Source organism: Mesorhizobium sp. M0598 (assembly GCF_040320865.1).
Classification (GTDB): Bacteria; Pseudomonadota; Alphaproteobacteria; order Rhizobiales; family Rhizobiaceae; genus Mesorhizobium.
Map to the genome: position 1 here is coordinate 103,693 of NZ_JAMYQL010000001.1, position 12,865 is coordinate 116,557.

The following is a 12,865-nucleotide window of genomic DNA, read 5'->3' on the forward strand; positions in this document are numbered from 1 at the left end:
ATGGCCGCGTCGACCGGAAAGTCCTTTGTCAGCCGTTTCGGCGTCCATATCGCCGTCTTCATCTTCGTTGCGATCTGGACGATTCCGACGCTCGGCATTCTGGTCTCGTCGCTGCGCGACAAGGATCAGATCATCGCTTCGGGCTGGTGGAACTCGTTCACCAGTTCCAGCCAGACGGAAGCCGGACGGCTGCCGCCCGCCTCGGCGCAAGTCGAGAAGGACGGCAAGTTCGTTCTGCAAGGCAATGTCTTCGGCGACGGTCCGGCCCGCAACATCAGCGCCTTCGGCGTCAAGTCGGCAGCGCCGACGCAATATCCCGCCGGCACGACAGCCGATCTCGGCGACGGCGTGATCCTGCAACTCAATGCCGACGGCAGTTTCGTCATGACCTCGCCGAAGGCTTTCGAAGGCGAACGCGGCCAGCGCGTCTATTACGCCTCGTCGGCGCCGCCGAAATTCACCACCGACAATTACGACTCGGTGCTGTTTTCGGAAGGCATCGGCCGCTCCTTCATGAACTCGCTGACCGTCACCATTCCGGCGACCGTCATTCCAATCCTGATCGCCGCGTTCGCCGCCTACGCGCTGGCCTGGATGCGCTTTCCCGGCCGGGCCCTGCTCATCGCCGTCATCATTGGCCTCCTGGTCGTGCCGCTGCAGATGTCGCTGATTCCGCTGTTGAAGCTCTATAACGGCGTCGGCAGCTTCTTCGGCGTGCCGTCGAAGACCTATCTCGGCATCTGGCTGGCGCATACCGGCTTCGGCCTGCCTTTCGCCATCTATCTTCTGAGGAGCTATATCGCCGGCCTGCCCCGCGAGATCATGGAGTCGGCGCGTATCGACGGCGCCAGCGATTTCGAGATCTTCGTCAAGATCGTGCTGCCATTGTCGTTCCCGGTGCTGGCCTCGTTCGCCATCTTCCAGTTTCTCTGGGTGTGGAACGATCTGCTGGTGGCGATGGTTTTCCTTGGTACCGAGGGCGACCAGATCGTGCTTACCGCCAAGCTCAATGCGTTGCTCGGCTCGCGCGGCGGCGACTGGGAGATCCTGACGACATCGGCCTTCGTCACCATCATCGTGCCGCTGATCGTGTTCTTCTCGCTGCAGCGCTATTTCGTCCGCGGGCTGCTTGCCGGCTCGGTGAAAGGAGGTTGAGATCATGCAATCCGCTTTGAAGGCCACCCCGAAGCCAGATCTCGCTATAGATCGCGACTGGTGGCGAGGTGCCGTGATCTACCAGATCTACCCGCGCAGCTATCAGGATTCGAACGGCGACGGCATCGGCGACCTCAGGGGCATGATCGGCCGGCTGGCCTACATCGCCTCGCTCGGTGTCGACGCCATCTGGATCTCGCCATTCTTCAAATCGCCGATGAAGGATTTTGGCTACGACGTGTCGGATTATTGCGACGTCGATCCGATGTTCGGCACGCTGGCCGACTTCGACGCGCTGACCGCAGAGGCGCATCGGCTTGGCCTCAAGGTGATGATCGACGAGGTGCTCTCGCACACCGCCGACATCCATCCCTGGTTCAAGGAGAGCCGCTCGAGCCGGAGCAATCCAAAAGCCGACTGGTATGTCTGGGCGGATGCCAAGCCGGACGGCACGCCACCCAATAACTGGCTGTCGATCTTCGGCGGCTCGGCCTGGCAGTGGGACACCAGCCGCCAGCAATATTACCTGCATAATTTCCTGGCCGAGCAGCCCGACCTCAATTTCCACAGCCGCGCGGTCCAGGACGCGCTGCTCGACGTCACCCGCTTCTGGCTGGAGCGCGGCGTCGACGGCTTCCGCCTCGATACCATCAATTTCTATTTCCACAGCCAAGGCCTGGAAGACAATCCGCCGCTGCCGCCCGAGCAGCGCAACGACCAGACGGCGCCGGCCGTCAACCCCTACAACTACCAGGACCATCTCTACGACAAGAGCCGGCCTGAAAACCTCGGCTTCCTCGAACGCTTCCGCGCCTTGCTCGACGAATACCCGGCGACGGCCGCGGTTGGCGAGGTCGGCGATTCGCAGCGTGGGCTGGAAGTGGTGGCGGCCTATACGGCCGGCGGCAAGCGCGTGCATATGTGTTACTCCTTCGACTTCCTGGCGCCGGAGAAGATCAGCGCGGCAAAGGTACGCTCGGTGCTGGAAACCTTCGGCAAGGTGGCCAGCGACGGCTGGTCGTGCTGGGCCTTCTCCAACCATGACGTGATGCGTCCCGCCTCTCGCTGGGCAGCCGGCGAGCCCGACCCGACCGCCTACCTCAAGGTCATCTCGGCGCTGCTGATGTCGTTGCGCGGCTCGGTCTGCATCTATCAAGGCGAGGAGCTCGGGCTCAGCGAGGCCGAGCTCAGCTTCGAGGATCTGCAGGACCCATACGGCATCCGCTTCTGGCCTGAATTCAAGGGACGCGACGGCTGCCGTACGCCGATGGTTTGGGACGGCGCCGCCCGCAATGGCGGCTTCTCGACGGCAAAGCCCTGGCTGCCGGTGCCCAGCAAGCACCTTGCGCAAGCCGTCAATGTGCAGCAAGGCGACGACGGCTCGCTGCTCGAGCACTACCGGCGCTTCCTGGCTTTCCGCCGCGCCCATCCGGCACTGGCCAAGGGTGATATCGAGTTCATCGAAAGCGAGGGCGACACCGTCGCCTTCACCCGCCGTGAAAGCAACGAGCAGATCGTCTGCGCCTTCAATCTCGGAGCAAAGCCGGCCGAAGTCGATCTTGGCGGCCGCTCATTGCAGCCCTTGCCGGGACACGGGTTTTCGGGACAGACTGGCGCCGGCACTATCCGCCTCGGCGGCTACGGCGCCTGGTTCGGGCGTATCGACTGAATTCAAGGAAGAACTGGAGGGTACACCATGGCCGATGTCACGCTAAGGCAAGTGAGGAAATCATATGGCAATCTCAACATTCTGCACGGCGTCGACCTCGACATAAAGTCGGGCGAATTCATCGTCTTCGTCGGCCCCTCGGGTTGCGGCAAGTCGACCTTGCTGCGCTGCATCGCCGGGCTGGAGGAGATCACCTCGGGCGAGCTCAAGATCGACGGCGAGATCGTCAACGACGTGCCGCCGTCAAAGCGCGGCATCGCCATGGTGTTCCAGTCCTATGCGCTTTATCCGCACATGACCGTCTACGACAACATGGCCTTCTCGATGAAGATCGGCAAGGAAAGCAAGGCCGAGATCGACAAGCGGGTGCGCCAGGCGGCCGAGATCCTGCAGCTGACCAAATATCTCGACCGTCTGCCCAAGGCGATGTCGGGCGGCCAGCGCCAGCGCGTCGCCATCGGTCGCGCCATCGTGCGCAATCCCAAGGTCTTCCTGTTCGACGAGCCGCTATCCAACCTCGACGCGGCGCTGCGTGTCGCCACCCGCATCGAGATCGCCAAGCTCAAGGAGTCGATGCCGGCCACAACGATGATCTACGTCACCCACGACCAGGTCGAGGCGATGACGCTGGCCGACCGCATCGTAGTGCTGAAGGAAGGCCATATCGAACAGGTCGGCACGCCGATGGAGCTCTACAAGCGGCCCGGCAATCTGTTCGTCGCCCAGTTCATCGGCTCGCCGGCGATGAACATCCTGCCGGCGACGATCGACAAGACCGGCAACCCGACGGTCGTCAGCCATGTCGGCGGCCGCAAGGCGACGGTGCCGATCGCAACGCCTGCCTCGGCGAAAGGCGCTGCGGTGAGCTTCGGGGTGCGGCCGGAGGATCTGATGATTGCCACCGGCGCCGACTATTTGTTCGAAGGGACGGTCGATTACGTCGAGCAGCTCGGCGAGGTCCAGCTCGTCTATGTCGACATCGGCCGCGCCGACCTGCCGCTGGTGACCAAGCTGCCGGGCAATGTCGAGGTCAAGCGCGGAGCGACGCTGCGGCTGACGGCGGACGCCGGCGACCTGCATATTTTCGACGCGGACGGGCGCTCTTTCGCGCTCCATGAAGCAGAAGCAAAGGCGGCTTGAAGCAGGCGTTCTTCCGCCATGCAAAAAACAAGAGCGGCGGGCATGGCCCGCCGCTCTTGTCTGGAATTCCAGTTCGGCCGTTAGAGCGATTCATCGTTTCACGGAACGCCGAACCGCTCTATCTCTTTGTTTGGAGCAATTCCGGACGGAAAACCGTTTCACACTTTTCCTGGAATTGCTCTAGTTGTTGCCGAAGAGGTTGCGGTCGGCGCCCTGAGGCGCGGACTTGGGCACATCGCCAGACGAGTTCAGCAGCTTGTAGATCGGCGAGTTGCTGTCACGTACCGAATACGTCTGCGTGTTGTCGACGTTGACGGTCGACTGCTTGTTGATGTCGGTCCCGCCAACATTGTCGTTGCGGGCATAAGCGCTGCCGGCGGCAATCAAGAGAGCGGCGGCAGTAAGAACAATCTTTTTCATTTTGGGTACTCCTGGATTTTCGAAATCAAGCGGCGGGCATGCCGCCGCCTTGATGGTGGGATCGGCTGTTAGTTGTTGCCGAAGAGGTTACGGTCGGCGCCCTGGACAACCGGCTGCTTTTCAGCCTGGTCCGACGTCTTGACGGAAGCCGTGTAGGAGCTGTCGACCGAGACAGCAGGCTGGTTGGCTCCGTTGGAACCAAAGTTGTCGCTGCCCGCGAAGGCGCTGCCGGTGATGGCCAAAACGGCGGCGGCAGCAAGAACGATCTTTTTCATCTTAATACTCCTGAATTTTTCAGATCCCCGGACGGCGGATATGCCCGCCGCCCTGATGCTGGGATCGACTGTTAGTTGTTGCCGAAGAGGTTACGGTCGGCGCCCTGGACAGGCTGCTGGTCAGCATGAGCCGGCTTCTGAATGGAAGCCGTATACGAGCTGTCGACCGAAGCGGCAGGCTGGTTCGCACCCTTGGAACCAAAGTTGTCGCTGCCAGAGAAGGCGCTGCCGGTGATGGCCAAAACGGCGACGGCGGCAAGAGCGATCTTTTTCATTTTAGTACTCCAGTATCTCAGTTTTTCCGTCCGTCCAGCGGCGTGTCTTGGGAGGAATTCGCGTCGTTCGGACAGCCCCGATGTGGGAAAGGCGATGGCCAGTTTCCAATCACGAAGTTGTTTGGTGTGGACCAAGAATCTACACCTTGAAATTGTGCCAGAGATTCCCTTCGCCACAATTTTATTGCTAAATATCAAGTAGATAGCCCATAGTATCGGTCTGGCTGCAAGGTGACTTGGGGAGGCAGCGTTCACAGCGTCCTGCACGCATTGTCAACAGAAACGAACCGTTCGGTTCGATTTTTTAAACCGACAAAAGTCGCAGCCGAGGCTCTTTGTCGAATCGTTAACCATTTCGGCCAAACGCGGCGTCGGCGTTGCGGCTGCTTTTGGCCTGCTTTATGCCGCCCAACAAAGGCAGCAACCGGGCAAGCAGAACCGGTCAGACCCCGTAGCGTTCGGTGCGGATGAGTGCCGCAGGCACCCCGGCATCGATCAGTGCCTCGGCGGCGGCCGTCACGAATGCGTTCGAGCCGCAGACAAAGGCGAGCTTCGGCGGCGCGGGCAGCCTCGTCATGGCTTGCACCATCATCGCGGCGTCGACCCGCCGCGCATGATCTGCCGGACGGCGGGCCGGCTCGCGCGTCAGCGTCAGCACCAGGTCGAAGCCATCCCGGCGCTCGGCGAGGTCGATCAACTCGTCGCGAAAGATCACCTCGTCCCAGACCCGCGCCGAAAACACCAAGGTGGCGGCGACCAGCGATCCCCGCATCGCCCGGTGACGGACCATCGACATCAGCGGCACCACGCCCGACCCGCCGCCGACGAGCAGGAGCGGTCCGCCATCGCCGTCGGACCAGACGAAATGGCCGCCGAGCGGCCCGCGCAATTCGACCTCGTCGCCCACCGCCGCGATCTCGTGAAAGAACGGCGAGACCTCGCCGTCCTCGAGTTTTTCAATCGCCAGTTCGATGGTCTCGCCGGTCTCCGGCGCCGAGGCGATGGAGTAGGAGCGGCGCGCCTGATAGCCGTCCGGCGCTGTCAACCTGACATCGACATGCTGTCCGGCATGGTAGACGAAGGGCCGCGACGGCTGCAGGAAAAAGCTGGTGACGCGCGGCGTGCGCTTTTGGATGCGGGTGATGGTGACCGTCTGCCAGGGCGACTGCGCCGCCGGTGCGTCGCTCATGGATCGTTCGTGTAGCGCTGCTCGCGCCACGGATCGCCGTAGATATGATAACCTCGCAATTCCCAGAAACCCGGCTCGTCACGCTCGGTGAACTGCAACCCGTTCAGCCATTTGGCCGATTTCCAGAAATAGAGGTGCGGAACGAGCAGCCGGGCCGGGCCGCCATGATCGGGGGTGATCGGCTTGCCCTCGTAAAGCAGTGCCACCATCGCCTTGCCGCCGGTGAGATCCTTCGTTGGCACATTGGTGGAATAGCCGTCGAAACCCAGCGCCAGCGTGAAGGCGGTGGGCGGCTCGATGCCGGCGTCGGCAAGGATGTCGTCGACCAGCACGCCCTGCCACGCGGTGTCGAACTTGGTCCATGCGGTGACGCAATGGATGTCGCGCGTCATCTTGGTCAAGGGCAGCGCGTTGAACTCGGCCCAGTTCCACTTCTTGATCGGCCGCGGCCCGTGCTTAAGCGTAAACGACCAATCCTCGGTGCGGACATGCGGCGTCGGGCCGGCCGACAGGACCGGGAAACCTTGCTCGAGATATTGCCCCGGCGGGATACGTGCATCCGTATCCGTCGGCGGCTTTCGTCCGGAAGAGAAGCCTCGGGTAACCATCGAGAATATCCGTTTGCGCAAGGTCCAATCGACCTTTGTCAGTTTTCTCGAAGACGCGTGCGCGGGCAACCGAAATCTTGGCTCCGGCCTGGCGGCAATGCTCTACATCGATCTTGGCAGCGCGGCGCCCGCTTCAGCCACTGGCGAAGGGGACGGCGACGAACATCTGGGCGTCGCCACGCTCGACAAGCAGCAGCACCGATTTCTTGCCAGATTTGGCAGCCTGCACAATCGCCTGGTTAGCCTGCCTGGCGTTCCTCACCGGATGCTGGTCGACGGCGACGATGATGTCGCCGGGCTGGATGCCGGAAGCCGATGCCGCCTTGTTCGGGTCGACGCGCTCGACCAGCGCGCCGTGCTGGTTGCCTGCCAGGTTCATTGCCTGGCGCACATCCGGGGTGACGTCCATCAGGCCGAGACCGAGCGCCGGTGCGCGAAGGCCCTGCTCCGTCGACGGCTGACGCCGATCGCTGGTCACCGATCCCGTTGCCATGTCGTCTTCGTTGCGCCCGACCTCGACGGAGATCTGCAGGCTTTGCCCCTGGCGCCAGACATTGAGGGTTTCCCTCGTGCCGGGCGCAACGTCGGCGACGGTGCGCGACAGATCCCTTGGATCCTTTATGTCGCGGCCGGCGAAACTGGTAATGACGTCGCCGGTCTCGATGCCGGCCTTGGCGGCCGGCGATCCGTCGCTGACCTGCGCGACCAGCACGCCGGCTGCGTGATCGAGGCCGATGGCGCTCGCCATGTCAGGCGTCACCGGCTGGATCTGGACGCCGAGATAACCGTACTGGATGGAGCCGCCCTTCATCAGCTTGGCGACGACCTTTTGCGCCTGGTCCGAGGGGATGGCGAAGCCGACGCCGACGCTGCCGCCATTCGGCGAAAAGATCGCCGTGTTGATGCCGACGACATTGCCGTTCACATCCGTTAGCGGGCCGCCGGAATTGCCCCGGTTGATCGGTGCGTCGATCTGGATGAAGTCGTCAAACGGCCCGCTATGCAGGTCGCGGCCGCGCGCCGAGACGATGCCGGCCGTGACCGTGGTGCCAAGGCCGAAAGGATTGCCGAACGCGAGCACCTGGTCGCCCGGCATGAGCTTGTCGGAATCGCCCCATTTGATGATCGGCAAGGGCTTGCCGGCTTTGACCATGAGCACGGCAAGATCGTTCTTGGCGTCATGACCGATCAATTTGGCGGGAAGCTCGGTGCCGTCGTCGAGCGTCACCTTGATCGACTGGGCGCCGTCGACGACGTGATTGTTGGTGACGATGGTGCCGTCGGCGCCGACGATGAAGCCTGAGCCGAGGGCCTCGGTGCGCGGCGCCTGTTCCGGCGGTGTCTTGGGGGCGGGCTGTCCCTGGTCATCGAAGAAATGGCGGAAATAGTCGTCGAAAGGCGAGGTTCCGCCAAAGGGAGAGGCGTCGCTCATGGTGTCCGGCTGTTGTACTTTCATGACCGTCGCGATGGTCACCACTGCCGGTTTGTCGGCCGCCACGACCGGAGCGAACGAACCGCTGGGCGCCGTCATTCCGGTGACAGGTGGGGTCACTGTTGCCGCCAGGACATCATTCAGCCTGGGAGCGAGGGGCAGGGCGAAGGGGCTGACGATCAGCGCGGCGCCCAGCAGAGCGGCGACGCGATGTCTGCGAAGGGTCTGGATTGGTGACATGGCCGTTGTCCGGGCGAGAGATTGATCGGGCGCCGCAGCGTTCCGTCACCGGAATGCTCTATCGGCGTGTCGGCCTTGCCTGTCTCGCCTGGCACGGCGGCCGACCGGATCGACAGCCCCGCATCTAGGGCGCCGATCGTGGTTTCCAGATAATATTACGAAGATTTAATTTCCGGCTGGCAGCCGCCTTGCCGGGCTGGCGCCGAAACCCGAAAACAAAAACCCGCCTTGCGGCGGGTCATTGGGGCGAATCAGCACCATACCCAGATTACTAGCATAGCTGCCGGCACAAAGCAAGAACAAAATAGCTGCGCAAGACAAATCGCTTCAGATTTGCGCCGCCTCAGCCGAGGCCTCCTATTCGCCTTTCCGGTCGGTCCGGCTGAGATAGGTGGTGGCGATCTCGCGCATCCGCCTGCCGTCGAAGCTCGGTCCATGACCGCCATGGCCGATGCGGATCGGCAGCTCGAGCAGGCGCTGCATCGTGCGGCGATAGGCGGCACGATCCGAATCCGGCAGGTCGTCGATCAGCATGGCGTCGTAGATGGCGTCGCCGGCGAAGAACAGGCCGTCAGCCTCGTCGAACAGCGCGATCGAATCCGGAGAGTGGCCGGGCAGATGCAGGACGCGGAATTGGCGGTCGCCGAGGTCGATCCTATCGCCCTCGTCCAGGGTCCGGGCCAGAGGCGCCGGCTGAATCCTGTAATCGGCCGCCTTCCAGCCCTTTGCCGGCAGCCTGGAGACGGCGCCTTCCAGATCATGGAACATGTAGGCGTAGGTCACCGCTTCATCCATGCTGTCGAACTGTGCGGCGCTGTGGCGCGGCCCTGCCCGCAACGGAAACTCGTGCAGCGAGCCGACATGATCGAGATGGATATGCGTGGCGACGACGAGCAGCGGCTTGCCGGACGGCGTGTCGATCTGCGGCGCCAGCGGGCAGATCCCCATGCCGGTGTCGACCAGCAGGTCGACATCGCGGCCGCGCAGATGCCAGATGTTGGCGCGCACGAATTCGTGCACGAAGGGCTCGGTCAGCATCGTCGTCTTGGCGTCGACGATGGTTTTGCTGAACCAGCTGTCCATCAGATCAAGGCCGGCATCAGACGAACGGCTTGCCGACCTTGTACTTTTGCGGGACCAGCCGCTTCAGATAGGCCATCCCCGCATCGGACAGCCGGTTGACATCCGGCAGCATGAAATCATCCGGCATATGGCGCGTCTTGCCGGCGACGTTCTTCAGCGGCACCTTCTTCAGCACGGTTTTCTTGCCGTCATATTGCAGCGCCACCGAACCGCCCCCCTCGTCGGCCACCGTGACCGCGAAGGCACCGGCATCGAAGGCCTCCTGCGCGTCCACCGCGCTGATGGCGCCGACATAGCCGCGCGGCATATAGCCGAGCGCATCGACGCGCGCCCGCTTGCCCGGCAATCCTTCGGCGAGCGCGCGCTCCAAGGCTGCCGGCAGGTCGCTGCCCGACAGCTTGACGTTGCCGTGCTGGTCGCGCTCCAGCCTTTCCGGCGGCACCAGGCTTTCGACCAGCGCTTTGCCGTCGGCGGTGCTGACGCCTTCGGAGACGGCAACGATGCAGCGCTTGTGGCGGTCGAGCGTTGCACGAACGTCGTCGATGAAGCCCGCCGCGGAGAACGGCCGCTCCGGCACGTAGACGAGATGCGGGCCGCTGTCCTGATCGAGCTGCCAGGCCGCGGACGCGGCCGTCAGGAAACCGGCATGCCGCCCCATGACGATGCCGACATAGATGCCCGGCAGAGCGCGGAAATCGAGATCGACCGAAAGGAATGCTCCAGCGACGAACTCGGCCGCCGACATGAAGCCGGGCGTGTGATCGTTCTCCTCGAGATCGTTGTCGATGGTTTTCGGCGCGTGGACGAAGGCGATCTTGCCGCCGGCGGCGTCGGTGAGGATCTGCTGCGTGCCCGAGGTGTCGTTGCCGCCGATATAGATGAAGGCATCGGCGCCGGCGTTCTTCAAGCCGTTGAGGATGAGGTCGCAATAGGCGGCATCCGGCTTGTCGCGCGTCGAACCAAGCGCGGCGCTCGGTGTCGCCGCGATCAGCCGCAGGCGGTCCTCGGGGATGGCGGAAAGATCGACGTAATTGCCGTCACGAATTCCGCGCACGCCGTGGATGGAACCAAGCACCTTGGCGCCGGGATGCCGCTTGCGGATTTCGAGCGTGGCGCCCACCACGGTCTGGTTGATGACGGCGGTCGGGCCGCCGCCTTGCGCGATGACAAAAGTTCCGGCCATTGTTCACGTCTCCCGGGCGGTGAAAATCGCAGGCACATTCGCCTGTCTTGCGGCATCGCGCAACGGCAGAGGCAGTGGGTCAGTTTGAAATCGGGCCACTCTTCGCCTGCAGCGCGATAGGATCCGTTTCGATGAGCCGAAGTGACCTGACCATACTCGCCGTCTGCGCCTTGTATTTGAGAAAGTGCGACGTGGTCAGGTGGGCCTCATAGGCCGCCTGATCGGCGTAGCATTCGATCACGCGCACCTTTTCAGGCGTGCCTTTTACTGCCACCGCATGAAGGAAAAGCACGCCCGGCTCGACGCGTACAGAAGCCTCAATCTCTTCGGCAAGCAGGGCCCTGTAGCTGCCGATCTGCTTAGGATCGATTTCCAGTTCGGCTATCCTGACAATCGGCATCAATTGCTTTCTTGCTTCTTGCAGGGACCACGCATGGTCGGCTTCTCCGCTTCGCTCGCCTCGATCAGCGCAACGATGTCGCGATCTCCCAAAACTTGTCAGTCACGCGAGCGGACATGGCTGGGCAAGGCGAAGCGTCGCATGAATTCGCACAAAATTGTAGTACATGGGTGTGCAGCGCTAGCCGGCAGAGTAATCGCTCGAGCCTTGGCCGCCGGTCAGACGACGACGACCGGATTCTTCTTGGAGACGCGGCTGTAGAGATCGATGATGTCCTGGTTGATCAGCCGCACGCAGCCCGACGACATCGCCTGGCCGATGCTCCACCATTCGGGCGAGCCGTGGATGCGATAGCCGGTGTCGCTGCCGTTCTGATAGATGTAGAGGGCACGCGCGCCGAGCGGATTGTCGAGGCCGCCCGGCTGTCCGCTTTGCCATTTCACCAGTTCCGGCCTGCGGGCGATCATCTCGGGCGGCGGGGTCCAGACCGGCCATTCCTTGCCGTACTGGATGTTGGCGCGGCCGGACCAGCGGAACCCGTCCTTGCCGATGCCGACGCCGTAACGGATCGCATCGCCGCCGGGCTGCACCAGATAGAGCAGCCGTTCCTGCGAGTGAACGACGATCGTGCCGGGTTGCTCGCCGGTCGGATCGACGACGATCTGGCGGCGGAACTCCGGCTTGACCTTGAGATAGGGCACTTCCGGCACATTGAAGCCACCGTCGGTGAGCGAAGCGTACATCACGTCGGGGCTGGTGATGTTCTTGTCGACGCTGATACTCGGACGGATGGGCCGGATCGAGCCGGTGGTGACGTCGTCGAGCTGGAGCGACGGCAGATCCAGCGTCTGGCTGCAGCCGGCGATGCCGAGCAGCGCCAGCGCACCGGCGCCGGACAGCACCGTGCGACGGGAAAGCTGTATTTCGGTTTCGATTGCGTCGCCATTGTGCGGCAGCGACAGACCTTGCGGCAACTCACGCATTTACCCAAACCCTACGCTGTCGACGGGAAACACGGTCCGGCCGAATAGCAGGCATTTTCGCCAATCATGGTTGAAAAAGCGTGAAGGCCGGCCGCCTGGCATTAACGAGGGGCTTTTTCGATTTTGCCTCTTTACATCTGCGCGAGGCCAAGGATTTATCCTCTTCTTTGAGCTCAAGGAGAAGAAAATGTCCTTCGAAAACTGGGCCGCTTTTGCCGCCGCCTCGGCAGTCCTTCTGGTCATTCCAGGTCCGACCATCCTGCTGGTGGTGTCCTATGCGCTCGGCCAGGGCTGGCGCACCGCGCTGCCGATGGCAGTCGGCGTGGCGCTCGGCGACTTCACCGCGATGACATTGTCGATGCTGGGCATCGGCGCGCTGCTGGCGGCGTCGGCCACCGTGTTTACCGTGCTGAAGGTGATCGGCGCCGGCTATCTGATCTATCTCGGCATCAAGCTGTTTCGCGCCGGCGGCGCGCTCCGGGCCGAACCGCGCACCGATGCGGTGTCGTCGGCGAAAATGATGGCGCATGCCTGGCTGGTTACCGCGCTCAATCCGAAAAGCATCACCTTTTTTGTCGCCTTCCTGCCGCAGTTCCTCGACCGGCATGCGGATTTCTGGACACAGATGCTGATCTTCGAGACGACCTTCCTGGCGCTCGCCTTCGCCAATGCCTTCGGTTATGCGCTGATCGCGGCAAGGGCGCGCAACGTGGTGCGCAACCCAAAGGCGATCCGCATCTTCAACCGCACCGGCGGCACGCTGCTGGTCGGCGCCGGCATCGCGACAGTGGCGATGCGCTCGGGCAACTGAGA

Annotated in this window: 14 protein-coding genes; 4 read left to right on the forward strand and 10 right to left on the reverse strand. The window is 62.9% G+C overall.

What is annotated here, in order from left to right:
* From NKI59_RS00440 to NKI59_RS00450, 3 genes are read left to right on the forward strand one after another with little or no spacing between them, the layout of a single operon-like run.
* Positions 1 to 1,155, forward strand: a complete 1,155-nt coding sequence (locus NKI59_RS00440; RefSeq protein ID WP_352701678.1) for a carbohydrate ABC transporter permease — start codon at positions 1 to 3, stop codon at positions 1,153 to 1,155.
* Between the two features lie 4 nt (positions 1,156 to 1,159).
* Positions 1,160 to 2,824, forward strand: coding sequence for a beta-galactosidase BglA (gene bglA / locus NKI59_RS00445; protein WP_352697178.1), 1,665 nt, complete (start codon positions 1,160 to 1,162; stop codon positions 2,822 to 2,824).
* 27 nt (positions 2,825 to 2,851) lie between these two features.
* Entirely contained in the window at positions 2,852 to 3,964 is a 1,113-nt protein-coding gene (locus tag NKI59_RS00450) for an ABC transporter ATP-binding protein (protein WP_023680224.1), read from the forward strand.
* A 180-nt stretch (positions 3,965 to 4,144) separates the two neighbouring features.
* Here NKI59_RS00450 and NKI59_RS00455 read toward each other — a convergent pair whose 3' ends face one another.
* From NKI59_RS00455 to NKI59_RS00500, 10 genes are all read right to left on the reverse strand, one after another.
* Positions 4,145 to 4,384 (reverse strand): DUF680 domain-containing protein, encoded by a 240-nt coding sequence (locus NKI59_RS00455; RefSeq protein WP_023680225.1) that lies wholly within the window; start codon positions 4,382 to 4,384, stop codon positions 4,145 to 4,147.
* 68 nt (positions 4,385 to 4,452) lie between these two features.
* The gene (locus NKI59_RS00460) at positions 4,453 to 4,659 is read right to left on the reverse strand and encodes a DUF680 domain-containing protein (RefSeq protein WP_023680226.1); all 207 of its coding nucleotides are present in this window, start codon (positions 4,657 to 4,659) and stop codon (positions 4,453 to 4,455) included.
* 71 nt (positions 4,660 to 4,730) lie between these two features.
* Entirely contained in the window at positions 4,731 to 4,934 is a 204-nt protein-coding gene (locus NKI59_RS00465) for a DUF680 domain-containing protein (RefSeq protein ID WP_023680227.1), read from the reverse strand.
* Positions 4,935 to 5,376: 442 nt separating this feature from the next.
* A complete protein-coding gene (locus NKI59_RS00470) occupies positions 5,377 to 6,123 on the reverse strand; it encodes an FAD-binding oxidoreductase (protein WP_023680228.1) in 747 nt (248 codons plus the stop codon).
* Positions 6,120 to 6,731 (reverse strand): molybdopterin-dependent oxidoreductase, encoded by a 612-nt coding sequence (locus NKI59_RS00475; protein WP_023680229.1) that lies wholly within the window; start codon positions 6,729 to 6,731, stop codon positions 6,120 to 6,122. Before NKI59_RS00475 ends, NKI59_RS00470 begins: the two co-directional genes overlap by 4 nt.
* 133 nt (positions 6,732 to 6,864) lie before the next feature.
* Positions 6,865 to 8,403: a DegQ family serine endoprotease gene (locus NKI59_RS00480; protein ID WP_023680230.1), complete on the reverse strand. Its 1,539-nt coding sequence runs from the start codon at positions 8,401 to 8,403 to the stop codon at positions 6,865 to 6,867.
* Between the two features lie 357 nt (positions 8,404 to 8,760).
* The gene (locus NKI59_RS00485; protein WP_352590860.1) at positions 8,761 to 9,486 is read right to left on the reverse strand and encodes an MBL fold metallo-hydrolase; all 726 of its coding nucleotides are present in this window, start codon (positions 9,484 to 9,486) and stop codon (positions 8,761 to 8,763) included.
* A gap of 16 nt (positions 9,487 to 9,502) precedes the next feature.
* Positions 9,503 to 10,669 (reverse strand): diphosphate--fructose-6-phosphate 1-phosphotransferase, encoded by a 1,167-nt coding sequence (locus NKI59_RS00490; protein ID WP_023680232.1) that lies wholly within the window; start codon positions 10,667 to 10,669, stop codon positions 9,503 to 9,505.
* 79 nt (positions 10,670 to 10,748) lie between these two features.
* Positions 10,749 to 11,069 (reverse strand): putative quinol monooxygenase, encoded by a 321-nt coding sequence (locus NKI59_RS00495; protein WP_023680233.1) that lies wholly within the window; start codon positions 11,067 to 11,069, stop codon positions 10,749 to 10,751.
* 218 nt (positions 11,070 to 11,287) lie between these two features.
* The gene (locus tag NKI59_RS00500; RefSeq protein WP_352701680.1) at positions 11,288 to 12,052 is read right to left on the reverse strand and encodes a L,D-transpeptidase; all 765 of its coding nucleotides are present in this window, start codon (positions 12,050 to 12,052) and stop codon (positions 11,288 to 11,290) included.
* 187 nt (positions 12,053 to 12,239) lie between these two features.
* Here NKI59_RS00500 and NKI59_RS00505 point away from each other — a divergent pair, with 187 nt between their 5' ends.
* Positions 12,240 to 12,863: a LysE family translocator gene (locus NKI59_RS00505; RefSeq protein WP_352568431.1), complete on the forward strand. Its 624-nt coding sequence runs from the start codon at positions 12,240 to 12,242 to the stop codon at positions 12,861 to 12,863.
* The last annotated feature ends 2 nt before the right edge of the window (positions 12,864 to 12,865 follow it).

Bases quoted from the DNA above. Each gene is read 5' to 3' on its own strand.
- NKI59_RS00440 (WP_352701678.1), top strand. From the start codon at position 1: ATGGCCGCGTCGACCGGAAAGTCCTTTGTCAGCCGTTTCGGCGTCCAT.
- bglA (WP_352697178.1), top strand. From the start codon at position 1,160: ATGCAATCCGCTTTGAAGGCCACCCCGAAGCCAGATCTCGCTATAGAT.
- NKI59_RS00450 (WP_023680224.1), top strand. From the start codon at position 2,852: ATGGCCGATGTCACGCTAAGGCAAGTGAGGAAATCATATGGCAATCTC.
- NKI59_RS00455 (WP_023680225.1), bottom strand. From the start codon at position 4,384: ATGAAAAAGATTGTTCTTACTGCCGCCGCTCTCTTGATTGCCGCCGGC.
- NKI59_RS00460 (WP_023680226.1), bottom strand. From the start codon at position 4,659: ATGAAAAAGATCGTTCTTGCTGCCGCCGCCGTTTTGGCCATCACCGGC.
- NKI59_RS00465 (WP_023680227.1), bottom strand. From the start codon at position 4,934: ATGAAAAAGATCGCTCTTGCCGCCGTCGCCGTTTTGGCCATCACCGGC.
- NKI59_RS00470 (WP_023680228.1), bottom strand. From the start codon at position 6,123: ATGAGCGACGCACCGGCGGCGCAGTCGCCCTGGCAGACGGTCACCATC.
- NKI59_RS00475 (WP_023680229.1), bottom strand. From the start codon at position 6,731: ATGGTTACCCGAGGCTTCTCTTCCGGACGAAAGCCGCCGACGGATACG.
- NKI59_RS00480 (WP_023680230.1), bottom strand. From the start codon at position 8,403: ATGTCACCAATCCAGACCCTTCGCAGACATCGCGTCGCCGCTCTGCTG.
- NKI59_RS00485 (WP_352590860.1), bottom strand. From the start codon at position 9,486: ATGGACAGCTGGTTCAGCAAAACCATCGTCGACGCCAAGACGACGATG.
- NKI59_RS00490 (WP_023680232.1), bottom strand. From the start codon at position 10,669: ATGGCCGGAACTTTTGTCATCGCGCAAGGCGGCGGCCCGACCGCCGTC.
- NKI59_RS00495 (WP_023680233.1), bottom strand. From the start codon at position 11,069: ATGCCGATTGTCAGGATAGCCGAACTGGAAATCGATCCTAAGCAGATC.
- NKI59_RS00500 (WP_352701680.1), bottom strand. From the start codon at position 12,052: ATGCGTGAGTTGCCGCAAGGTCTGTCGCTGCCGCACAATGGCGACGCA.
- NKI59_RS00505 (WP_352568431.1), top strand. From the start codon at position 12,240: ATGTCCTTCGAAAACTGGGCCGCTTTTGCCGCCGCCTCGGCAGTCCTT.